This window comes from Duganella rhizosphaerae (assembly GCF_040364205.1).
Lineage (GTDB): Bacteria > Pseudomonadota > Gammaproteobacteria > Burkholderiales > Burkholderiaceae_D > Rugamonas > Rugamonas rhizosphaerae.
In genome coordinates, this window is the sequence record NZ_BPWK01000004.1 from 20,457 (window position 1) to 42,025 (window position 21,569).

The following is a 21,569-nucleotide window of genomic DNA, read 5'->3' on the forward strand; positions in this document are numbered from 1 at the left end:
AAATTACACGAACAGCAAGTTTTTACACATTCAAGCAACATCCTTGACAGTCTGCAAATGGTCGCAGGCGATGGCCGTGCTCAGGAACAGCTGTCCGTTCAGCTCGCGCAGCAGCGCGCTGTTGCGCAGGCGGTCCAGCACCGGCCCCTTCACTTCGGCCAGGTGCAGGCCGATGGCGCGCCGCTTCAGGCTCTGGTTCAGTTCGCACAGCGCGTACAGCGCGGTGGTGTCGATCGAGCTGACCGCCGTCATCACCAGCACCAGGTGACGCGCGCTGGCGTGGGTGGCCAGTTCGCATTCGATGCGCTCGACCACCGCCTCCATATTGCCGAAGAACAGATTGGCGTCGATGCGCAGCACCAGCAGTTCCGGCTGGGTTTCGGCCGGATAGCGTTCGATATTGCGGAAATGCTCGGTGCCGGCGATGCGGCCCAGCACCGCGATGTGCGGCCGGCTGGCGCGCCAGATCAGGGTGCCCATCGACAGCGCCACGCCGATCACCACGCCCGCCTCCACGCCCAGCACCAGCACGCCCAGGCAGGTCGCGCCCCAGGCCAGCACGTCGCCGCGGTCGTACTGCCAGGCGGTGCGCACGATGTCCAGTTCCAGCAGGCCGAGCACGGCGACGATGATGGTCGCGGCCAGCACCGGCAGCGGCAGCAGCGCCAGCCAGCCGGTGGGCGCAATCAGCGCGCAGGCCAGCAGCGCGGCGGTGATCAGGCTGGCCAGCGGCGTGTGGGCGCCGGCGGCGAAATTGACGGCGGAGCGCGACAGGCTGCCGGTGACGGGGAAGCCGCCGGTCAGCGCGCTGGCGACATTGGCCGCGCCCAGGCCGATCAGCTCGTGGTTGCTGACCAGCTTCTCGTTGCGCTTGAGCGCCAGCGACTGCGCCGCCGACATCGACATCAGGAAAATGATAAAGCCGATCAGCAGCCCCGGTTGCAGCAGCGGCTTCCAGTGCGCGCTGGAGCTGGCCAGGTTCAGCTGCGGCAGGCCGCCGGGGATGGCGCCGGTGGTGCGCACGCCCATGTCGGCCAGGCCGGTGGTGGCCATCAGCGCGATGCCGGCCAATACCATCACCATCGGCGCCAGCTTGGCGGCGATGTCGGCCGCCGCCGGGCGCATGTCGCAGCGTTTCAGCAGGCCGGCCAGGTACTGCTTGGACAGCACCAGCAGCAGCAGCGAACCGACGCCCAGCACGGCGCTCGGCAGATGCACATGAGGCAGTTCGGCGCCGAGCAAGGTATGCAGCTGGTCGTAGGCGATCACCAGCGCCGAGCCGACGGTAAAGCCGCTCATCACGGGACGGGAAAAGAAGTTGGCCAGGAAGCCCATGCGCAGCACGCCGCACAGCAGCAGCGCCGCGCCGGAGATCAGCGCCAGCTGCGCCGCCAGCACCACGGCCAGCGAAGAACCGGCCGGCGCCAGCGGGCCGATGACGGTGGCCGTCATCAGCGAGATGATGGCCATCGGCCCCACCGATTGCGTCATGCTGCTGCCGAACAGCGCGTAAATGATAGGCGGCAGGATGCTGGCGTAAATCCCGACCACCGGCGGCAGGCCCGCCACCAGCGCGTAGGCGGTGCCCTGCGGGATCATCATCATCGCCACCACCAGCCCGGCGGAGATGTCGCCGGCCAGCAGTTCGCGCCGGTAGTGCTTCAACCAATGCAGCATTGTCAGTCCGTGGTACTTGAAAATACCGCCAGTCTACGCGATCGGGCCCGGGCGGCCCAGCCTTAGACGTTTTTTATTCTTTCATATACGAAAATCACATAAGACCGGCTGCGGTCACGATGGCAAACCGCGCTTGTATCTCTTTTGCAACTCGAAATTTCCCTCCACGCGCGGCGTTCTGTACAAGTGCCGACAGCACTGGCATATTGAGGAAACGTTCTAAATAGTACGAACGTTCGGTTTAAAATCGAAAACAAAAAAACAATTAATGGAGACACGGAGACATATGAAAACAAAATTACTTGTCGGCATGATCGCGGCATGCTGCACCGCCCCCGTCCTGGCCCAGTCGTCCGTCGCGATCTACGGGATTGCCGACGCCGGCCTGATGTACGTCAATAATGGCGGCAATGACGCCCGGACCAAACTGGTCAGCGGCATCGCCGACGGTTCCCGCCTGGGATTCAAGGGTACGGAAGACATGGGCGGCGGCTACAAGGCCGTCTTCAACCTTGAGATGCGCGTGCAGCTCGACAATGGCAGCAATCAGGCGGGCAATTTGTCCAGCAACCAGGGCTACGCCCTGACCAAAGGCTTGAACTTCACCGTACCGGCCGCCGCCGGCGGCGCGGCCACCGCGGCCAAACTGCTGGCCGGCGTGCGAGGCGCGCTACAGCCCGCGATCAACGTCAACATCAACGGCGCCCTGTTCGACCGCACGTCGATGGTGGGCCTGGTGACGCCGGTGGGCGCCGTCCTGATCGGGCGGATGTACACCCCCGACTATGAAGTGCTGGCCAACGCCGACGTGTTCGAAACCGGCACGGCCGGCGGCTGGGGCGGCATCGTCGGCGGCACCGGCGGCTTGTTGACCGCGGGCGTGGCGATCCGTTCCGACAAATCGATACAATACCGCATGCAAATGCCGAACGGCGTCAGTGCCGCGCTGATGTACGGCACCGAGAACTCGGGCTATGTCGGCATGGACAAACGCTCCTCGGGCGCCAACGTGTTCTATAAGGCGAACGGGTTGGAAGTCGGCCTCGGTTACAACCATGGCACCGATCAACTCGGCAATGCCGGCCTGATCACCACCACGCTGGGCGGTTCCTACAAGATCGACAACTGGAAACTGTTCGCCGGTTATCACCGGCAGCGCAACGACAACTCGGTGATCATCCTGTACGCCGATGCCGCCCTGGCCCCGACCTTCGCCGCCTTCGGCCCGGTGCTCGGCCCGGTGCTGGCGGGCCAACTGCACAACACGCTCACACGCACCTTCTACCTCGACGCCGCCAGCACCCAGGTCGGCTTCCACTACCAGATCGGCGCCGGGCGTATCATGGCTTCGGTGGCGCGCCAGCACGACAAGACCGCATCCGCCAGCGACGCCACCCAGTTCGCCCTGGGCTACGACCACAACCTGTCCAAGCGCACCGATTTGTACATGGTGGCGGCCTACATCAGGAATCAGGGCGATGGCCAGTATGCGATCGGCGCCGCCAGCGCCTCGGGCGGATTTACCTCCAAGCCGGGCGAGGCCAGCAAGGGAATCCAGCTTGGCATACGCCATCGCTTCTGACGCGGCGGACTAGCCCGTAAGCTAGGATCCTGCGGGCAGCGATTGCTGCACTGCCAGCAGGATTTCCGCGGACAGCGCTTCATCGTCGACGGCGCGCGCCAGCACGATGGCGCCAACCATCGAGGCATAAGAGGCCAGCGCCTGCCTGCGCCGCGCGGCCGGATCCGCGCCCGGCATCAACTCTTCCAGCACCGCCATCTGCCCGATTGCGCCCTCGGTCAGCGCGTGGCGTGCCTTGGGGCCGAGGCGCGCGATGTCGGCGCCCAGCGCGGTGACCGAGCAGCCCTTCTCCGGATGCTCGCAATGCTGCCTGGTCAGGTAGCCTTCGCTGATTTTCTCCAGCGCCGTGTCGCGCCCTTCGGCCAGATAGCCTTCCCAGCGCTGCACCGACTTTTTCAGCGCATGGGCGGCGGCCTCGGCCAGCAAGTCTTCCTTGGAGGCGAAATGGCCGTAGAAGCCGCCATGCGTCAGGCCGGCGCTCTTCATCAGATCGGCCACGCCGATGCCGTCGTAGCCTTTTTCGCGGAACAGCCGCGCCGCCGTTTCCACGATGCGCTCGCGGTTGAGCGCCACTTGTTCCCTGCTGACCTTCATGTCTTACTCCTTGTCCAAACCTATTGACATCATACATGACGAGCGTAATATATCAATCATTACGATCATAATTTAAAGGAGTTCCACCATGAAAGCAGTAATCAGCGCCTATGCCCGTTCCCCCTTCCACTTCTCGCGAAAAGGCAAGCTGGCCGAAGTCCGTCCCGACGACCTGGGCGCCCAGGTGGTGCAAGGGCTGATGCAGCGCACCGGCCTGGACCCGGCGCTGCTGGACGACGTGATCCTCGGCTGCGCCTACCCGGAATCCTCGCAGGGCAACAACCTGGCGCGCATCGTCTCGCTGCTGGCCGGCTTTCCGCACGAGGTGCCGGGCATGACGATCAACCGCTTCTGCGGCTCGTCGATGTCGGCCATCCACATCGCCGCCGCGCAGATCGAGGCCGGCCTGGGCGAGGCCTATCTGTGCGTCGGCGTCGAATCGATGACGATGGTGCCGCAGGGCGGCTACAACTTCTCGCCCAACCCGCAGCTGCTGGCCGAAACCGACGCCTACATCAGCATGGGCGACACCGCCGAAAACGTCGCCCGCAAATACGAGGTGTCGCGCGCCGACCAGGAAGCGCTGGCCTTCCAGTCGCACCAGAAGGCGGCCGGCGCCCGCGCCGCCGGTTTGCTGAAAGATGAAATCGTGCCGATCACCACCGGCGCCGGCGAAGTGGTGGCCGAAGACGGCTGCATCCGCGCCGCCACCACGGTCGAGGCGCTGGCCGCGCTGAAGCCGGTGTTCGATCCCGAGCACGGCGTGGTCACGGCCGGCACCTCGTCGCCGCTGACCGACGGCGCCTCGGCGGTGCTGGTCACCAGCGAGGAATTCGCCCGCAAGCACGGCCTGAAGCCGACTGCGCGCATCGTCTCGATGGCGGCGGTGGGTTGCGATCCGGCGCTGATGGGCATCGGCCCGATTCCGGCGACGCGCAAGGCGCTCAAGCTGGCCGGCCTGCAAGCGGGCGATATCGATGTGGCGGAGATTAACGAGGCCTTCGCCTCGCAGGCGCTGGCCTGCGTGCGCGAGCTGGGCATCCGGCCGGAGGTGTTGAATATCGACGGCGGCGGCATGGCCATCGGCCATCCACTGGGCGCCACCGGCGCGCGCATCACCGGCAAGGCGGCGGCGCTGCTGGCGCGCACCGGAGGCCGCTACGCGCTGGCCGCCCAGTGCATCGGCGGCGGCCAGGGTATCGCCACGGTGCTGGAAAAATTCACGCCGGCTGCTTGACACCTGGCGGTTTCTTATCCAGTATCACGCTGGTGCAATCAGCACCGCCACCAATTGAGGTTGCCCTCCCCCACTGCTCACACCTTGAGCCTACCCGTCTGACACAACGCCGCCGCAAGGGCGGCAAGCCGTCTTGTGTCCGGCGGGTTGAATGACACTGATCGCCAGTGCTCCCCCTTTTTTTGTCCGACCATTTAGGCGCCTTTGCGCCGAAGGAGTTCCCATGATTTATGACGTCGTCATTGCCGGCGCAGGTCCCGTCGGCCTGTTTCTCGCCTGCGAGCTTGGGCTCGCGGGTATCCCGGTGCTGGTGCTGGAGCGGAGCGAAGACCCGCGCAGCCCCTTGAAGCGGCTCCCGTTCGGCATGCGCGGCCTGTCGGTGACCAGCGTCGAAGCGTTCTATCGTCGCGGTCTGCTGGCGGACATCGCGGCGGCGGCGCCCGGCGCGCCGTCGCCGCGCCGCCAGGCCGGCCATTTCGCCGGCATCCCGTTCGACGACGCCGACATCGATACGTCGCAATGGCCGTATCGCCTGCCCGGTCCCGCCGACACCAATATGGCGGCCGAGATGGAGCGCATCGAAATGTCCCTGGCCGCCCGCGCCGCCATGATGGGAGTCGAGATCCGGCGCGGCATCGGCGTCGACGAGGTCGGGCAGTCGGACGATGTGGTGACCATCCGGGCCGGCGGCGAAACCATCCGCGCACGCTGGCTGGTCGCTTGCGATGGCGGCCGCAGCACGGTGCGCAAAGCGCTGGGTTTCGCGTTCACCGGCACCGATCCCGAGTTCACCGGCTATTCGGTGCAAGTCGAGCTGGCCGATCCCGAGCAGCTGGGCGCAGGCCGCCACTACACGCCGACGGGCATGTATTTTCAGTCGCGGCCAGGCACGATTGCGATGGTCGAATTCGACGGCGGCGCCTTTCACCGCACGCAGCCGATCACACTGGAGCAGGTGCAGGCGGTCCTGCGCCGCATCAGCTGTACCGACGTCACGCTGACGGCGCTGGAACTGGCCACCACCTGGACCGACCGCGCCTGCCAGGCGAGCGCTTACCGCAAAGGACGGGTGCTGCTGGCCGGCGACGCCGCGCACATCCACTCGCCACTGGGCGGCCAGGGGCTCAACCTGGGACTGGGCGACGCGCTGAACCTGGGATGGAAACTTGCAGCCACCATACGCGGCGACGCGCCGGCCGGCCTGCTCGACAGCTATGCCGGCGAGCGGCATCCGGTCGGCGCGCAGGTGCTTGACTGGTCGCGCGCGCAGGTGGCGCTGATGCGGCCAAGCCGGCATGCACGCGCGCTCGAGGCCATCGTCCGGGATCTGATCGGCACACGCGACGGCGCGACCTATTTCGCAGAGCGCGTGTGGGGCGTCTCCCTGCGCTACGATTTGGGCGGCGGCCATCCGCTGGTGGGCCGCAGCGCGCCCGATTTCGAGCTGGTCGACGGCAGGAGGCTGGGAGAACTGCAAAGCAAGGGCCGTGGCCTGCTGCTGGACTTCGACGTCCGCCAGCCTTGGCAGGCAATGGCCAGCCGCTGGAACGACAGGGTTTCCTACGTCGCCGCCCAGGTCAAGGACAGCCTGGGCGTGAGCGCCATCCTGGTGCGCCCGGACGGCTTTGTCGCCTGGGCCGGCGGGGCTTCCCCGGACGAAGCGGAAGCCTTCCAGGCCGCGGCGCGATGGTTCGGTGTACCGCTGCGCTAAGCTTATTGCGCGGCGTCGATGCAGTTGCGGCCCGCGCGCTTGGCGCGGTGCAGCGACGCATCCAGCCGATCAAGGACAGTGGCGCCGCCCTCGTCCGCCCCCACCTGGGCCACGCCCAGGCTGATCACCACCTCACCATTGCCCGGCAGGTCCGCTTCGGCGATCGCGACCCGCAGTTTTTCCGCCAGCCGCATGGCGTCGGCCGCCGTGGTGTGGGTGGCGATGATCAGGAACTCTTCGCCGCGCATGCGCGCCAGCAGGTCCGAGGTGCGCAGCCGGCCTTTGACCACGTCCGCCACCGCGCGCAATGCCTGCGCGCCGACCGGGGAACCGTATAAATCGTTTTCCGACTGGAAGCTGGCGACATCGAACGACAGCACCGCCAGCGGCAGGCCGTAGCGGCGCGCGCGGCGGATTTCGTTGTCCAGCATGTCCTCGCCGGCGCGGCGGTTGGCGGCGCCGGTGACGCTGTCGACGGTGCTCATCAGCGTGATCTGGCCGGACAATTCCTCATTCCGGTGCTTCAACTCGCTCATGCCCAGGCCGAAGCTGACAAACTGCGCCAGGCTGGCGAAGCAGGCGAACTGCTCGCGCGAGAAGGTGATGTGACGGTCGAACATCAGGCAGATCGCGCCCAGTTCGGCGCTGCCCGGTTCGGCGCGCAGCGGCAGCGCCAGCACCATGCGCACGCAGCGGTCGTGCAGCATCATGGCCAGTTCCGGGTCGCCGGCTTTTTCCGGCGCGTCGAGCAGCACCATCTCGCCGCGCGCCACCGCCAGCAGCGGCGGGAACACGTCGCGCAGCGGCGATTGCAGCAGGCGGTCGCGCCGTTGCAGCAGGCGCGCCAGGTCCAGGTGGTTGCGCGATTCCTGCGCCACCAGTTGCAGGTCGCCCCGCTCCTTCATATGCAGCACCGCGGTATGGCGCACGCCGGGGAAATTGCACAGCGCCAGGCAGATCTGCGCCGACATCGATTCGATGGTGTCGATGCCGCTCAGCGCGCGTTGCAGGCTGCGCTGCACGCCCAGCAGGTCGCGCAGTTCCTTTTCCTTGTCCAGCAAGGTTTGCTGCAAGGCGGCGGCGGCATCGGCCGGCACCGCCAGCGCCTGCTGCACGGCCTGCTGCAACTCGTCGCTCAGTACCGGGCAAATGCGGTAGTCGAACTGGCCGTAGGTCATCAGCTCCGGCAACCAGGCGCTGTGCTCGTAAGCGCACAGCACCAGCACCGGCGCACTGGCGCGGCCCCGTATCAGCGCGCCCACGCCGGCCAGCTCGCTCAGCTGCTCGTAGCCGTTCAGATCCAGCACCAGCAGATCCACGTGGCGTTTGCCAAGGGCCGCAGCCGTGGCGTCGACGTGCTCCGTCATGGTCAGCTGGGAGAACAGCTCTCCGCAGCACGCCTGAAACTCCGCGCGCCGCTCGCCAGTAGCATTGAAAAAGACACCTACGCTAGTGCTCCGGTCCGCCATCATATTGCTCCTACGCATGCTTTTTAATGTGAAAAAATATATCCCCGCGCTAGTGTGCCATAAAGTTCATAATTAGCAATATTTTTTGTATTAAAGATCAGACTATTTCCCAAGGTAACTAATTGGCGTCGCGGTTTTGCTGCATATGTGTGAACAAGCGCACCGTCATGGGACACATAGCCGCAAATACTGTGGACTCCAAGGAGGATGCCATGGCACACACCAAGAATCAATCGGATCCCGCTGCGGCCAGCATGCAGCGCGAGATCCAGCAACACCAGGACCAGTCGGACGAGCGCAGCAAGCAGGAGCCGCGCGCCAGCCAGATCGGCGACCGCCAGGGTCCGGTGCAAACTACCCAGCACGACTACCCCGGCACGCCGCTGCCGGCCCAGCACCTGGAAAAGCCGGGGCTGGAGGCCGAGATGCAGCTCAAGCCGGAATTCCTCGCGCCCGATTACAGCGGCAGCGGCAAGCTGGCCGGCATGGTGGCCATTGTCACCGGCGGCGACTCCGGCATCGGCCGCGCGGTCGCGGTGCTGTATGCGCGCGAAGGGGCCGACGTGGCCATCATCTACCTGAACGAGCATGAAGACGCCAGCGAGACCAAGCGCTATGTGGAGGCGGAAGGCCAAAGCTGCATGCTGCTGCCGGGCGATGTGCGCGACGCCGCCTTCTGCCGCAGCGCCGTCCAGCAAGTGCACGAGCGCTTCGGCCGGCTCGACATCCTGGTCAACAACGCCGCCTTCCAGGAGCACGCCGAAAAACTGACCGACCTGACCGAAGAGCGCTTCGACCTGACCATGAAGACCAACGTCTACGGCTACTTCCACATGGCCAAGGCGGTGCTGCCCTACCTGAAGCGCGGCGCGGCCATCATCAATACCGGCTCGGTCACGGGCCTGAAAGGCTCGAAGCACCTGCTGGACTATTCGACCACCAAGGGCGCGATCCACGCGTTCACGATGTCGCTGGCGTCCAACCTGCTGGAGCAAGGCATACGGGTCAACGCCATCGCCCCCGGACCGGTGTGGACGCCCTTGAACCCGGCCGATGCGCCGGCCGACAAGGTGGCGCAGTTCGGCGCCGACACCGACATGCAGCGGCCCGCGCAACCGCAGGAGCTGTCCCCGGCCTATGTGTTCCTGGCGGCGCCCTGCTGCTCCAGCTACATCACCGGCATCGTGCTGCCGGTGACCGGCAGCGTCGGCGAGTAGGCCATGGCGGCGCGCGCGTTATGGAAAGGCGCCATCAGCTTCGGGCTGGTGCACATTCCGGTCGAGTTGTATTCGGCCGTGCAGGAGCACGAGCTGGATCTGACGATGCTGGACCGGCGCGACTTCTCGCCGGTCGGCTACAAGCGCTACAACAAGAACACCGGCAAGGAAGTGACCTGGGACGATATCGTCAAGGGCTATGAGTACGAGGACGACGAATATGTGGTGCTGTCCGACGAAGACCTCAAGCGCGCCAACCCGGAGGCCACCGGGACGATCGACATCCAGGCCTTCGTCGATGCGGCCGAGGTGCCGCTGACCTACTACGAACAGCCCTACTACCTGGCGCCGGCGCGCGGCGGCGCCAAGGTGTATGCGCTGCTGCGCGAGACGCTGCGCAAGGCCGGCAAGATCGGCATCGCCACGGTGGTGATCCGCACCAAGCAGCACTTGTGCGCGCTGGTCTGCGACGACGACAAGATCGTGCTCAATACGCTGCGCTACCCGGCCGAGATCCGCAGCGCGGAGGAATTGAAGCTGCCGCCGGCCACCATGAAGGCGGCCGGCATCAGCGACAAGGAACTGCAGATGGCGCTGTCGCTGGTCGAAGGCATGAGCGAGCCGTGGAAACCGGAGCAGTATCACGACACCTACAAGGACGACGTGCTGGCACTGGTGAAGAAGAAGGTGAAGGCTGGCCAGACCAAGACCATCACCGCCGCCGAGCCGGAGGCCAAGGCGGCCAAGTCGTCGAACGTGGTGGATCTGGTGGCGCTGTTGCAGGACAGCCTGGGCAAGCGGCCGGCTAAATCATCAAGCCGCGCCCCGAAAACGAAAACGACAGCCAGGCGCCCTGCGGCGCGCAGCGCCTGATTAACGGCGGCGCGCCTTCCAGGTCAACGCTGCCAGGCCGGCCAGCAGCATGGCGTAGGTTTCCGGCTCGGGCACCGGCACCGGCACCTGCACCTGCGTGACCGTCACCGACGTCAAGGCGCCGTTCGCGCCCATCATCGCGTGGGTCGCGTTGGAGGAATAGGTGTAGTAAAAGCTCGACTGGCCAAAGTTGGCGAAATCCAGCTGGCCCGGCATGGTCGATGCGTTCAGGGCCAGGCCCGATTTGTCGAAGAAGCTCACCGCCATCATCTGCGATGCATAGGCATTGGCAGAGACGTTGGCAATGCCGAAGCTGTCCGCGCCACCCAGGGCGGCGGCGTTATTGGCCACCTGCACATTGGTGCTGCTGTAGTTCGCGCCGCCCAGGGCGATGCTGGCGCCGCCGATGCTGGCGTCCAGGCTGTTCTGGGCCGCCGGCGCGGCATACATGGTGCTGCCGCCGAACTGGCTGAACACGCCGGTCACGGTATCGTAGCTGAAATGACCGGTGAGCTGGTCGCCCACCGACACGGTGCTGCCCGACAGGCTGCTGGAGGTCACCGGGCCGCCGCTGAACGTCAACGGCGAAAATTCGACCATTTCCTGGATTTTGGCTGTGAAATCAAATTGATAGACGGTCGCTTGAGCGGAGCCAAGCAAGGTCATGCCGGCTAACAAAATGGACAGCTTTTTCATCTGGAGGGTCCCGAATTATGTATCAAGCCGCCATTAAAACATCCACAACACATGTTGTCAATATAAAATAATAATTTCACCACGAAAACATTCAGACGACGCCGGGCTTGAACCCCATGATTTTCATCGCCTGGGCCAGCCCTTTGGCGGATTGCTGGTAGGCGGCCCACGGCGCATTGCCGACATCGAGCCGCGTGTGCACGTTGGCGACGGTCCACTGGTCGGCCCCGTGCAGGCCATCGAGTTCCTCCCACGCCAGCGGCACGGAGATGCCCAGGCCGGGCCGGCTGCGCGCCGACCACGCAGCCACCGTGGTGGCGCCGCGGCCATTGCGCAGATAATCGATGAAGATCTTGCCGACCCGGTTGCGCGGCCCGCTCTTCAAGACGAAGCGCTCCGGGATATGCTGCGCCATATGAGCGACGATGGCCTGTGAAAACGCCTTGACGTCATCCCAGCCATAACCCGGCCGCACCGGCACCACCACGTGCAGCCCCTTGCCGCCGCTGGTTTTCAGGAAGGCCGGCAGGCCCAGATGATCGAGGAAGGCGTGCATCAGCTGCGCCGCCTCCTGCATCTGCGGCCAGCTGACGCCTTTGCCGGGGTCGAGATCGAACACCATGCGGTTGGGCTTTTCGTAGCTGGAGGCGTTGGCGTTTTGCGTGTGCAGCTCCACCACGTTCCACTGCGCGGCCGACAGCAAGCCTCGTTCGTTGGCGATTTCCAGCATCGGCGGGTGATCGGGGTCGAGCGACGGATCCAGATGTTTAACGCCGGGCAGCTTGCCGGTATCCGCGTGCTTCTGGAAGAACAACTCGCCGCCGACGCCGGCCGGCGCGCGCACCAGCGATACGGGACGGCCCTTCAGGTGCGGCAGTATCAGCGCGCCGACCAGCGCGTAGTAGCGCACCAGCGTGATCTTGGTGGCGCCGCTTTGCTGGTCGATCACGCGATCGGGATTGCTGATCTTGAGTGTGGCGGGCAGCTTGCCCTGCACTGTGCTTGCTGGCTGCATGTCTGCTTGCTCCTTGAGATGGGCCGGCACTTCGCGGACGATGGCGTCGGCCTTCTTGTCCTTGCGCAGTCCCTTGAAGACGGCATGGCGGATCGAGCCCGAACGCGTCCATTCGCCGAAGCCGACTTCCGCCACCAGCACCGGCTTGAGCCAGTGGGCTTTCTTGTCGATCTCGCGATTGGGTGCGAACGGGCTTTGGTCGGCCGCCAGTTTGTCCATTTTGTTTTTGATGTCGTGCAGCGTGGCGGCGTTGAAGCCGCTGCCGACGTTGCCCGCGTATTGCAGCTTGCCGTCCTTGTCGTAGGTGCCCAGCAGAAGGGAACCGAAGCCGTTGCGCGAACCTTGCGGATCGGTGTAGCCACCGATGACGAACTCCTGCCGCTGGCCGCATTTGAGCTTGATCCAGCTGCCGCTGCGGCGCGATGTGTAGCTGCTGTCGCGGCGCTTGCCGATGATGCCCTCCAGGCCCATGCTGCATGCGGCCGCGATCATATCGTGCGGCGTTGCGTCCAGTGCGGCGCTGAAGCGGATGGTGTCGGACGGCTTTTTGTCGAGCAGCGCTTGCAGCCTTGCGCGACGTTGCTCCAGCGGCAGGTGGCGCAGGTCGCGGCCGTCGTGGAACGGGAGGTCGAACAGGAAGTAGACGATGTCGGCGGGGTCGTCTTCGTCGAAGGCGTTTTGCAGCAGGCCGAAGTCCGGGCGGACGTTGTCGTCGTGGACGACGATCTCGCCGTCGTACCAGCCGTCCGGCAGTTTCATTTTTGCGATGGCGTCATGCAGGGCTTGCAGGCGGTGCGTCCAGTCGTTGCCGTTGCGCGTGACCAGGCGGATGTCCTTGCCGTCGACGCGCGCCAGCAGGCGGTAACCGTCGAACTTGATTTCGAATAGCCAGTCTTCAGGCGATGACGGCGGCGCGTCCACCAGCGTGGCCAGTTGCGGCGACAGCGTTTCCGGCATGGCGGCCTTGGGCGCGTCCGACAACGCATCTTTCACGGCTGCCGCCGATGGCGCGCCGTGCGTGCGCGCAGCGGTGGCCGGCGGCAGCGCCTTCACACTGTCCGGCATCTCGTCCACCACGCTGAACTCATCGGCCGGCCGCGCGTAGTCGTCCTTTTCCTTGATGAGCAGCCAGGGCTCCTGCTTCTCGCCCTTGCCCTTCATGCGCACCAACGCCCAGCGGCCATGCATTTTGTGCCCCGCCAGTTCGAACTTCAGGTTGCCCTCCGCCAGCGCCTTGCGCGGATCGCCCAGCGGCCGCCACACGCCGCGGTCCCAGATGATCACCTTGCCCGCGCCGTACTGTTTGGGCGGGATCGTGCCTTCGAAATCGTTGTAGGAAATCGGATGATCTTCGACATGCACGGCCATGCGCTTGTCGTGCGTGTCGTAGCTGGGGCCTTTGGGCACGGCCCAACTCAGCATCACGCCATCAAGCTCCAGCCGGAAATCGTAATGCAGGCGGCTGGCCCAATGCTTTTGTATGACGAAGGCCAGCGCCCCTTCGCCATCCTTGCCCTCCTCGCCTCCTTCGGCCGGTTCGGGCGTGATCGCGAAGTTGCGCTTGGACTTGTAGGTTTTAAGTGCGTCTTCCATTTGAGCAGATTATGCCCGCATGGCTCCAGACTCCGTGCGCTAACCAACATGTAAGCAATCTGGAGAGCTTGTAAGCGAATGTAAAGCCCGTCAACGACAGCGGTCCGGGCCGCGTTTTTTGCTCAGTGACACGGGAATTGTCCCGGCTCTAAATCAACCTGAATGAGGATTTCATCATGAACAAACTTATCGCTACCCTGATCGCCGGCCTGTTCGCTACCGCAGCTTTTGCACAGACTCCAGCCACCGCTCCAGCCGCTCCTGTCGCTCCAGCGGCTGTGAAAGCAGAAGCCAAGGAAGCCAAGACCGACGCCAAAGCCACCGCTAAAGAAACCAAGACCGACATCAAAGCCGAAGCCAAGACCGCCAAGGTAGAAGCCGAAGCCAAGAAAGACGTCGCCGTCGCCAAAGCTGACGAAAAAGCAGACAAGGCCGATGCCCACGCCAAGGCTCACAAAACCAAAGCCAAGGCTCACGCCAAGGCCGCGAAAGCTGAAGCAGCAGCAACCCCTGCTCCAGTCGTCACCAAGTAATTCCGAAGTACGCGGCGGCCCCCAGCCCGCCGCAGACGTAAAAAAACCCCGCCGGCCTGAACGCGATCAAGATCGCGCTCAGCGCCGGCGGGGTTTTTCATTAGTCGTTCAGCTTATCGCTGCGCGACCTTCGCTGCCGCATTGACGTTGGCGCCATCCCAGCCGCCGCCCAGGGCGCGAATCAGCGCCACGGTGGTGACCGCGCGACTGCCGCGCAACTGCACTGCGGTACGTTCCACCGTCGCCAGGTTACGCTGCGCGTCCAGCAGATCGAGGTAGCTCGAGCGGCCGGCCGAATACAGCTTCTGCGCCAGGTCGGCGGAACGGCGCGCCGATACGACCGCATCTTCGATCTGCGCGGTCTGGCCGGCCAGGATGCGCAGGCCCGCCAGGTTGTCTTCGACTTCCGCGAAAGCCACCAGCACGCTTTGGCGGTAGGTACCGACCGATTCCTCAAGCGCCGCTTCGCTGCGCGTGATATTGGCCTTGTTGCGGCCACCATCGATCAGCGGCATCGACATCAGCGCGCCCAGCACCCACGAACGGCTGCTCCATTTGAACACGTCGGCAACGGTGTTGCTCGAAATGCCGCCGGCGTTGGCGTTCAGGGTCAGCGCCGGGAACATCGCCGACTTGGCGACGCCGATGCGGGCGTTGGCCGCTTCCATCGTGCGCTGCGCCGAAGCGATGTCGGGACGACGCTCCAGCAACGACGACGGCAAGCCCGCCGGGATCACCGGCAGCAGCGAGGTATCGAGCAACGGGCTGGCGCCGGCCGTGTAGCTGGCCGCCGGTTTGCCCAGCAGGACCGCCAGTGCATGCTCGGTCGTCACGCGCTGGCGTTGCAGGCCGATGGCTTCGGCACGCGACGTGGCCAGCTCGGTCTTGGCGCGCGACAGGTCGAATTCGCCGATGTCGCCCAGGTCGAAGCGACGCTGGTTGACCTTGACGTTTTCTTCGCGGGTTTGCACCGTGCGGTTCAGCGTTTCCAGTTCGGCGTCGGTGGCGCGCAGACGGAAGTAAGTCTGCGCCACATCGGCCTGCACCGACAGCAGCACCGAACGGTAAGTCGCTTCCACGGAAGCGGCGTCATTGCGGGCGGCGCTGACGTTCGACGATACGCGGCCGAACAGGTCGACCTCGTAGCTGGCCGTCAGGTTGGCGCTGAACGCGTTACCCGGAGCGACCGGCGTGCCGGCCGGCAGGCCGAGCGCCACGTCGGACTGGCGCTGGCGCTGCGCGCCAACGTTGACGCCGACCTGCGGAATGCGGTCTGCCTCGGCGATGCCGGCGATGGCGCGGGCCTGCTTGACGCGGGCCGCGGCCACGGCCAGGTTGGCGTTGGCCTTGGTGGCCTCGGCGATCAGCTCATTGAGAGCCGTATCGTTGAAAGCCAGCCACCACTCACCACGCGGTTGCGCTTCGGCGGCTTGCGCCTGTTTCCAGGTGCTGCCGTCGGCGGCGACCTTCACCGGCGCAGGCAGTTGCGATTCCTTGAACGCGACCGGCACGTCCATCGCAGGCTGCTTGAACTCTGGCGCGGCGCAGGCGGTCATCAGCAAGGCCGCCAATACAGGCGCCACACCTTTGGCGATCATCTGCAGTTTGTTCATCGAGTTGCTCATATTAGTGAGTCCCTTCCAGTTTTACCGCAGCGGCGTCGCCGGCCACGGCAGGTTTCTTCTTCTCCAGGCGTACCGCCAGCTTGCGCAGCAGGACGTAGAACACCGGCGTCAGGAACAGGCCGAAGAAAGTCACGCCCAGCATGCCGGCAAACACCGCCACACCCATTGCATGACGCATTTCCGAACCGGCGCCGTGCGAGAACACCAGTGGCAGCACGCCCATGATGAATGCGATCGACGTCATCAGAATCGGACGCAGACGCTGACGGGATGCTTCCAGCGCCGCTTCGACGATGGTGCGGCCGTGGTGTTCCAGTTCACGCGCAAACTCCACGATCAGAATCGCATTCTTGGAGGCCAGGCCCACCAGCACGAACAGCGCGATCTGGGTAAAGACGTTGTTGTCGCCGTGGGTCAGCTTCACGCCGAGCAGCGCGCACAGGATCGACATCGGCACGATCAGGATCACCGCCAGCGGCAGGGTCCAGCTTTCGTACTGTGCTGCCAGCACCAGGAACACCAGCAGTACGCACAGCGGGAACACGTACATCATGGTGTTACCGGACAGGATGTCCTGATAAACCAGCTCGGTCCATTCGTAGCCGATACCTTTCGGCAGGACTTCGTTGACGATCTTGGTCATTTCAGCCTGCGCTTCGCCGGTCGATACGCCAGGGGCGGCGCCGCCATTGATTTCAGCAGCGACGTAGGCGTTGTAGCGCTGTACGCGGTCCGGGCCATAGCTGTCCTTGACGCGCATCAGCGACGACAGCGGAATCATCTCGCCCTTGTTGTTGCGGACTTTCAGCTGGGCGATGTCTTCGGCGTGCGAACGGAACTGCTTGTCCGCCTGGACCCGCACCTGGTAGGTACGGCCAAACTGGTTGAAGTCATTCACATACAGCGAACCCAGATTGATCTGCAAGGTCTGGTAGATCGTCTGCAGCGGCACGCCCAATTGCTTGGCCTTGGCACGGTCGATGTCGGCGAACAGCTGCGGCACGTTGATCTGGTAGCTCGAGAAGACGCCGGCCAGTTTCGGGTTCTGCCATGCCTTCATCTGCACCGCTTGCACCGCCTTGTACAAGGCGTCGTAACCCAGGTTGTCGCGGTCTTCGATCATCAGCTTGAAGCCGCCGGTGGTACCCAGGCCGCTGACCGGAGGCGGCGACAGCACCAGCACGAAGGCGCCTTCGATGGAGCCCATGCGCTTGTTGATTTCGCCGGCGATCGCTTCGGCCGATTCGCTGGCTTTGGTACGCTGGTCGAACGGCTTCAGGCCGACAAACACGATACCGGCGTTAGGCGCGTTGGTGAAGCCATTGATCGACAGGCCCGGGAACGAGATCGAGTTGTCGACGCCAGGGATTTCCTTGGCGATGTCCGACATCTTGCGGATCACGGCGTCGGTGCGGTCCAGCGAAGCGGCGTCCGGTAATTGCGCGAAGCCGATCAGATAGCCCTTGTCCTGCGGCGGCACGAAACCTGGTGGCACCACCTTGAACATGAAGCCGGCGGCAACCGCCAGCACGGCGTACACGATCAGCGAACCGCCCTTGCGTTTCAATGCGCCTTTCACGCCGCCTTCGTAGTTTTCCGAAGCGCGGTTGAAGAAGCGGTTGAACCAGTTGAAGAAGCCGCCGAAAACCTTGTCCATGCCGCGGGTCAGCGCGTCCTTCGGTGCATCGTGCGAACGCAGCAGGGTTGCGGCCAAGGCCGGAGCCAGGGTCAGCGAGCTGAATGCCGAGATCACGGTCGAGATGGCGATGGTCAGCGCGAACTGCTTGTAGAACTGGCCGGACAGGCCCGATACAAACGCGATCGGCACGAACACGGCGCACAGCACCAGTGCGATGGCGATAATCGGACCGCTCACCTCTTTCATCGCCTGGATCGTCGCGTCATGCGGCGTCAGGCCGTTGGAGATATTCCGTTCGACGTTTTCCACCACCACGATCGCGTCATCGACCACGATACCGATGGCCAGCACCAGGCCGAACAGCGACAGCGTGTTGATCGAGAAGCCGAAGCCCAGCATCACGGCGAAGGTACCGACCACCGACACCGGCACCGCCAGCAGCGGGATCAGCGAAGCGCGCCAGGTTTGCAGGAAGATGATCACCACCAGCGCCACCAGGATGACCGCTTCGATCAGGGTGTGGATCACGGCGTCGATCGACTCGCGCACGAATTGGGTCGGGTCATATACAACGCTGTACGTGACGCCTTCCGGGAAATCCTTCGACAGACGGGCCATGGTGGCGCGGACGTCGGTCGACAGTTGCAGCGCATTGGCGTTCGGCGCTTCGAAAATAGGAATCGCCACCGCCGACTTGTTGTTCAGCAGGGACCGGAGCGCGTACGAGTTCGAACCCATTTCAAGGCGGGCGACATCCTTCAGCAGCGTTACCGCGCCGTCGGTGTTGGTCTTGAGGATGATATTGCCGAATTCCTCGGGGCTCTTCAAACGACCTTGCGTATTGACGGTCAGCTGGAAGTCCGCGCCCTGGCTTGGGCCCTGGCCGATCACACCGGCGGCGACCTGCACGTTCTGCTCGCGCACCGCGTCGACGACGTCGCCGGCGGTCAGACCGCGCTGCGCCACCTTCTGTGGGTCGAGCCATACGCGCATCGCGTAGTCGCCCGAACCGAACAGCTGCACCTCGCCCATGCCGGGCAGGCGGGCCAGTTGGTCCTTGATGTTCAGCACCGCGTAGTTACGCAGATACAGGTCGTCGTAACGGCCGTTCGGCGATTGCAGGTGGACCACCATGGTCAGGTTGGGCGACGACTTGACGGTCGTCACGCCGATCTGGCGCACCTCTTCCGGCAGGCGCGGCAGGGCGCGTTGGACGCGGTTCTGCACTTGCGTTTCGGCCTGCTCGACGTTGGTGCCGATCTTGAAGGTGACGGTCAGCGCCAGCGCGCCGTCCGAGGTGTTTTGCGAGGACATGTACAGCATGTTCTCGACGCCGTTGATCTGTTCCTCAAGCGGCGCGGCCACGGTTTCGGCGATGATCTTCGGATTCGCGCCCGGATACTGGGCCCGCACCACGATCGATGGCGGCACCACGTCCGGGTACTCCGAGATCGGCAGCTTGAAGATAGCGATCAAGCCGGCGACGAAGATAATGATCGACAGTACAGCCGCAAAAATCGGCTTGTCGACAAAAAATCGAGAGATATTCATATTTTTTTATTCCTTGGAAGTGCCGGTCTTCGCAACGACCGCCGCTACTTTTTCATCTTTTTTTACTTCAGGTTTCGCCACGTTGGCGGCCAGCGGATCGGAATCCATGGCGACCACGGTCGGCGTGATCGGCGCGCCGGGACGCACACGCTGCAGGCCGTTGACGACGATCTTCTCGCCGGCTTTCAAACCGTCGCGTACCACGCGCAGGCCGTCGATCGCAGGTCCCAGGGTCACAGGGCGGTACTCGGCCTTGTTGTCCTTGTCGACCACGAACACGAACTTGCGGTCCTGGTCGGTGCTGATGGCGCGGTCGTTGATCATCAACGCCGACTTGGCGCCGGTGGAGCCGGCCAGCTGCACGCGGGCGAACAGGCCGGGCACCAGCATGCCGTCGGTGTTGGTGAAGGTGGCGCGCATGCGCACCGAACCGCTGCGTGGATCGAGCTGGTTGTCGACGAATTCCAGCTTGCCCTCGTGCGGGAAGCCGGTTTCGTTGGCCAGGCCGATCTTGACGGTGGCCGGCTTGCCCTGGTGGGCGGCGGCGCCGACGCGCAGATAAGTCTCTTCATCGCCGTCGAAGGAAGCGTAGATGCGTTCCAGCGAGACCACCGAAGTGAGCACCGCCGAAGCGTCGACCAGGTTGCCCAGCGTGATTTCCGCTTTCGACACGCGGCCGTTGATCGGCGACGTCACCTGGGTGTAGCTCAGGTTCAGCTTGGCCGCTTCGTACTGCGCTTGTGCGGCGCGGGTGTCGGCGTCCAGTTGCTTCAGGCTCGATGCCAGGGCGTCGTATTCGCGTTGGGCGATGGCTTTGTCGGCCAGCAGTTTCTCGGCGCGGGTCAGCTCCAGCTTGGCCAGGTCGGCCTTGGCGCGGGCCGAACCGGCTGCCGCTTCGGCGCGGTTGGCTTCGGCCTGGAACGGACGTGGATCGATGACGAACAGGACTTCGCCCTTCTTCACTTCGCTGCCCGGCTTGAAGTTGATGGCGGTGATGAAGCCGCCGACGCGCGGACGGATCTGCACTTGCTCGATCGCTTCCAGGCGGCCCGAGAACTCCTGGGTCTCGGTGATGGTTTTCTCGACGACCACTGCGGCCGAAATCGGAGGGCCGCCGGCTGCCGCCGGTGCTTCAGCCGTCTTGCCGGTGGCGTCATCGCAACCGGAGAGGCCGAAAGCGGCCAGTCCCGCCAGCGCCATAGCGGCGGCCAGAGGCCGGGCTACGACGGTGAGTTGTTTAATGGTTTTCATGTTTATTCCCTTTTATATGAAAATAATTAATAGAAATGGCGGCACCGGTTGCCCTCAACGAATTGCGAGAAAACACGGTACTAGCGCCCCGCCGGCAAGCCAGTGGGGACGTGATTGCAGATACTGCTTAAAGGTTGGGGAACCCTATTCGGCTGGCGGTGTCTCGGACCGTTCCAGGCTGGCGATGAAGCCGGCGATTTCTCCCAGCGCGTAACACTTGCACGCGCATTCGTTGCGCGCCCCTGCTTCACTCAGGGACGCTGCTGGCATTCGGTTGACGGTGGTCTTGACGCCGCAGGCAATCAACTTCGCGCCATATTGTTCCGCCTCGTCGCGCAGCGGGTCGTCTTCGGCCGACAGGATCAGTGCCGGCGGCAGGTTCTTCAGACGGCTCGACTGCAGCGGCGAGGCGTATGGATGGGTGCGGTCTGCCGCGTTCGGCAGGTAGCCACGGTAGGCCGCCGCGCAGGCGTCGGCCACGTCCAGCAATTCAGGCGCGTTCTGCATCTCGCGCATCGACCAGGTGCTCAGGCCAGGATCGAGCATGGGCATCACCAGCACCTGGCCGGCCAGTGCCGGGCCGCCGCGGTCGCGCGACATCAGCGCGCAGACCGCCGCCAGGTTGGCGCCGGCCTCGATGCCGGCCACCACCAGGCGCTTGCCGGTCCAGCCCAGCTTGGCCTTGTTCTTCTTGGCCCAGATCAGCACCGCGTGGGCGTCTTCGACGGCGGCCGGGAAAGGCTGCACCGTCGCCAGCGTGTAGGCTGTGGCCAGTATTGTGCTGCCCTGGTTGTCGTCGGCCATGTGGCGCAGGAAGATGTCGGCATCGTCCAGGTCGCCGCTGTTGAAGCCGCCGGCGTGGAAGAACACGATCAAGGTGTCGCGCTTGATGCCGGCCTCGCCGCTGGTGTACAGGCGGGCGGCCAACGGGCCTTCCGCGCCGCGCACTTCCAGGGAGCGGACCTTGATCAGCTCCGACAGTTGCGGCAATGGCTCGACGGCTGCGCTCATCGCTGCACCGTATCCGATGGATTGGACAGCATGGCGGTGTCGGCGCAGGCGAAGGTCTCGCCGGCGGCCGCCTCGGTCAGGGCACGAACTCCGGTCGCTTCGGCCTTGGCCGCCTGCGAGTAGGCATCGGTATAGACCACGCCCGCCAGGGCGACCGAAGTCAGCGCCAGTGCGATCGTTGCAAAAATTCCATTCCGATATTTCATGTTGAACCCCTTTCCTTCGATGGTCTTTCTTGGTGCAGTACAGCAATCTTAAACTTGATCTACAATCTGATAAATAGTGCAATGTCGAA

Annotated in this window: 16 protein-coding genes; 6 read left to right on the forward strand and 10 right to left on the reverse strand. The window is 64.4% G+C overall.

The window, feature by feature from the left end; translation table 11 throughout:
* Nucleotides 1-30 precede the first annotated feature (30 nt).
* Nucleotides 31-1,677 (reverse strand): SulP family inorganic anion transporter, encoded by a 1,647-nt coding sequence (locus RUGAMON1_RS09920; protein ID WP_445230354.1) that lies wholly within the window; start codon nucleotides 1,675-1,677, stop codon nucleotides 31-33.
* Nucleotides 1,678-1,963: 286 nt separating this feature from the next.
* Here RUGAMON1_RS09920 and RUGAMON1_RS09925 point away from each other — a divergent pair, with 286 nt between their 5' ends.
* The gene (locus RUGAMON1_RS09925; protein WP_445230355.1) at nucleotides 1,964-3,259 is read left to right on the forward strand and encodes a porin; all 1,296 of its coding nucleotides are present in this window, start codon (nucleotides 1,964-1,966) and stop codon (nucleotides 3,257-3,259) included.
* Nucleotides 3,260-3,280: 21 nt separating this feature from the next.
* Here RUGAMON1_RS09925 and RUGAMON1_RS09930 read toward each other — a convergent pair whose 3' ends face one another.
* On the reverse strand, nucleotides 3,281-3,853 hold the full coding sequence (locus RUGAMON1_RS09930; protein WP_445230356.1) for a TetR/AcrR family transcriptional regulator: 573 nt from the start codon (nucleotides 3,851-3,853) through the stop codon (nucleotides 3,281-3,283).
* Nucleotides 3,854-3,941: 88 nt separating this feature from the next.
* Here RUGAMON1_RS09930 and RUGAMON1_RS09935 point away from each other — a divergent pair, with 88 nt between their 5' ends.
* Together RUGAMON1_RS09935 and RUGAMON1_RS09940 are read left to right on the forward strand one after the other, a co-directional pair.
* Nucleotides 3,942-5,090: a thiolase family protein gene (locus RUGAMON1_RS09935; RefSeq protein ID WP_445230357.1), complete on the forward strand. Its 1,149-nt coding sequence runs from the start codon at nucleotides 3,942-3,944 to the stop codon at nucleotides 5,088-5,090.
* A 223-nt stretch (nucleotides 5,091-5,313) separates the two neighbouring features.
* Nucleotides 5,314-6,801: an FAD-dependent monooxygenase gene (locus RUGAMON1_RS09940; RefSeq protein WP_445230358.1), complete on the forward strand. Its 1,488-nt coding sequence runs from the start codon at nucleotides 5,314-5,316 to the stop codon at nucleotides 6,799-6,801.
* A 2-nt stretch (nucleotides 6,802-6,803) separates the two neighbouring features.
* On the opposite strand, the gene RUGAMON1_RS09945 is transcribed toward RUGAMON1_RS09940, so the two are convergent.
* Nucleotides 6,804-8,168, reverse strand: a complete 1,365-nt coding sequence (locus tag RUGAMON1_RS09945) for a GGDEF domain-containing protein (RefSeq protein WP_445230359.1) — start codon at nucleotides 8,166-8,168, stop codon at nucleotides 6,804-6,806.
* Between the two features lie 314 nt (nucleotides 8,169-8,482).
* Here RUGAMON1_RS09945 and RUGAMON1_RS09950 point away from each other — a divergent pair, with 314 nt between their 5' ends.
* Complete coding sequence (locus RUGAMON1_RS09950; RefSeq protein WP_445230360.1) at nucleotides 8,483-9,487, forward strand: SDR family oxidoreductase; 1,005 nt, start codon at nucleotides 8,483-8,485, stop codon at nucleotides 9,485-9,487.
* A 3-nt stretch (nucleotides 9,488-9,490) separates the two neighbouring features.
* Nucleotides 9,491-10,360: a non-homologous end joining protein Ku gene (gene ku / locus RUGAMON1_RS09955; RefSeq protein ID WP_445230361.1), complete on the forward strand. Its 870-nt coding sequence runs from the start codon at nucleotides 9,491-9,493 to the stop codon at nucleotides 10,358-10,360.
* Here ku and RUGAMON1_RS09960 read toward each other — a convergent pair whose 3' ends face one another.
* On the reverse strand, nucleotides 10,361-11,056 hold the full coding sequence (locus tag RUGAMON1_RS09960; protein ID WP_445230362.1) for a PEP-CTERM sorting domain-containing protein: 696 nt from the start codon (nucleotides 11,054-11,056) through the stop codon (nucleotides 10,361-10,363).
* A gap of 91 nt (nucleotides 11,057-11,147) precedes the next feature.
* Nucleotides 11,148-13,664, reverse strand: coding sequence for a DNA ligase D (ligD, locus tag RUGAMON1_RS09965; protein WP_445230363.1), 2,517 nt, complete (start codon nucleotides 13,662-13,664; stop codon nucleotides 11,148-11,150).
* 176 nt (nucleotides 13,665-13,840) lie between these two features.
* Between ligD and RUGAMON1_RS09970 the strand changes: the two genes are divergently transcribed.
* On the forward strand, nucleotides 13,841-14,197 hold the full coding sequence (locus RUGAMON1_RS09970; RefSeq protein ID WP_445230364.1) for a hypothetical protein: 357 nt from the start codon (nucleotides 13,841-13,843) through the stop codon (nucleotides 14,195-14,197).
* A gap of 113 nt (nucleotides 14,198-14,310) precedes the next feature.
* Here RUGAMON1_RS09970 and RUGAMON1_RS09975 read toward each other — a convergent pair whose 3' ends face one another.
* From RUGAMON1_RS09975 to RUGAMON1_RS09995, 5 genes are all read right to left on the reverse strand, one after another.
* Entirely contained in the window at nucleotides 14,311-15,810 is a 1,500-nt protein-coding gene (locus tag RUGAMON1_RS09975) for an efflux transporter outer membrane subunit (protein WP_445230365.1), read from the reverse strand.
* A 13-nt stretch (nucleotides 15,811-15,823) separates the two neighbouring features.
* A complete protein-coding gene (locus RUGAMON1_RS09980; protein ID WP_445230366.1) occupies nucleotides 15,824-19,012 on the reverse strand; it encodes an efflux RND transporter permease subunit in 3,189 nt (1,062 codons plus the stop codon).
* A gap of 6 nt (nucleotides 19,013-19,018) precedes the next feature.
* Entirely contained in the window at nucleotides 19,019-20,263 is a 1,245-nt protein-coding gene (locus RUGAMON1_RS09985; RefSeq protein WP_445230367.1) for an efflux RND transporter periplasmic adaptor subunit, read from the reverse strand.
* Nucleotides 20,264-20,407: 144 nt separating this feature from the next.
* Nucleotides 20,408-21,274: an alpha/beta hydrolase gene (locus tag RUGAMON1_RS09990; protein WP_445230368.1), complete on the reverse strand. Its 867-nt coding sequence runs from the start codon at nucleotides 21,272-21,274 to the stop codon at nucleotides 20,408-20,410.
* Nucleotides 21,271-21,480, reverse strand: coding sequence for a hypothetical protein (locus RUGAMON1_RS09995; protein WP_445230369.1), 210 nt, complete (start codon nucleotides 21,478-21,480; stop codon nucleotides 21,271-21,273). Before RUGAMON1_RS09995 ends, RUGAMON1_RS09990 begins: the two co-directional genes overlap by 4 nt.
* Between the last annotated feature and the right edge of the window lie 89 nt (nucleotides 21,481-21,569).

What these genes read in the sequence shown, in the direction of transcription:
- RUGAMON1_RS09940 (WP_445230358.1), top strand. Translation starts at nt 5,314, where the DNA reads ATGATTTATGACGTCGTCATTGCCGGCGCAGGTCCCGTCGGCCTGTTT.
- RUGAMON1_RS09970 (WP_445230364.1), top strand. Translation starts at nt 13,841, where the DNA reads ATGAACAAACTTATCGCTACCCTGATCGCCGGCCTGTTCGCTACCGCA.
- RUGAMON1_RS09945 (WP_445230359.1), bottom strand. Translation starts at nt 8,168, where the DNA reads ATGACGGAGCACGTCGACGCCACGGCTGCGGCCCTTGGCAAACGCCAC.
- RUGAMON1_RS09925 (WP_445230355.1), top strand. Translation starts at nt 1,964, where the DNA reads ATGAAAACAAAATTACTTGTCGGCATGATCGCGGCATGCTGCACCGCC.
- RUGAMON1_RS09975 (WP_445230365.1), bottom strand. Translation starts at nt 15,810, where the DNA reads ATGAACAAACTGCAGATGATCGCCAAAGGTGTGGCGCCTGTATTGGCG.
- RUGAMON1_RS09935 (WP_445230357.1), top strand. Translation starts at nt 3,942, where the DNA reads ATGAAAGCAGTAATCAGCGCCTATGCCCGTTCCCCCTTCCACTTCTCG.
- RUGAMON1_RS09995 (WP_445230369.1), bottom strand. Translation starts at nt 21,480, where the DNA reads ATGAAATATCGGAATGGAATTTTTGCAACGATCGCACTGGCGCTGACT.
- RUGAMON1_RS09985 (WP_445230367.1), bottom strand. Translation starts at nt 20,263, where the DNA reads ATGAAAACCATTAAACAACTCACCGTCGTAGCCCGGCCTCTGGCCGCC.
- RUGAMON1_RS09980 (WP_445230366.1), bottom strand. Translation starts at nt 19,012, where the DNA reads ATGAATATCTCTCGATTTTTTGTCGACAAGCCGATTTTTGCGGCTGTA.
- RUGAMON1_RS09920 (WP_445230354.1), bottom strand. Translation starts at nt 1,677, where the DNA reads ATGCTGCATTGGTTGAAGCACTACCGGCGCGAACTGCTGGCCGGCGAC.
- ligD (WP_445230363.1), bottom strand. Translation starts at nt 13,664, where the DNA reads ATGGAAGACGCACTTAAAACCTACAAGTCCAAGCGCAACTTCGCGATC.
- RUGAMON1_RS09990 (WP_445230368.1), bottom strand. Translation starts at nt 21,274, where the DNA reads ATGAGCGCAGCCGTCGAGCCATTGCCGCAACTGTCGGAGCTGATCAAG.
- RUGAMON1_RS09950 (WP_445230360.1), top strand. Translation starts at nt 8,483, where the DNA reads ATGGCACACACCAAGAATCAATCGGATCCCGCTGCGGCCAGCATGCAG.
- RUGAMON1_RS09960 (WP_445230362.1), bottom strand. Translation starts at nt 11,056, where the DNA reads ATGAAAAAGCTGTCCATTTTGTTAGCCGGCATGACCTTGCTTGGCTCC.
- RUGAMON1_RS09930 (WP_445230356.1), bottom strand. Translation starts at nt 3,853, where the DNA reads ATGAAGGTCAGCAGGGAACAAGTGGCGCTCAACCGCGAGCGCATCGTG.
- ku (WP_445230361.1), top strand. Translation starts at nt 9,491, where the DNA reads ATGGCGGCGCGCGCGTTATGGAAAGGCGCCATCAGCTTCGGGCTGGTG.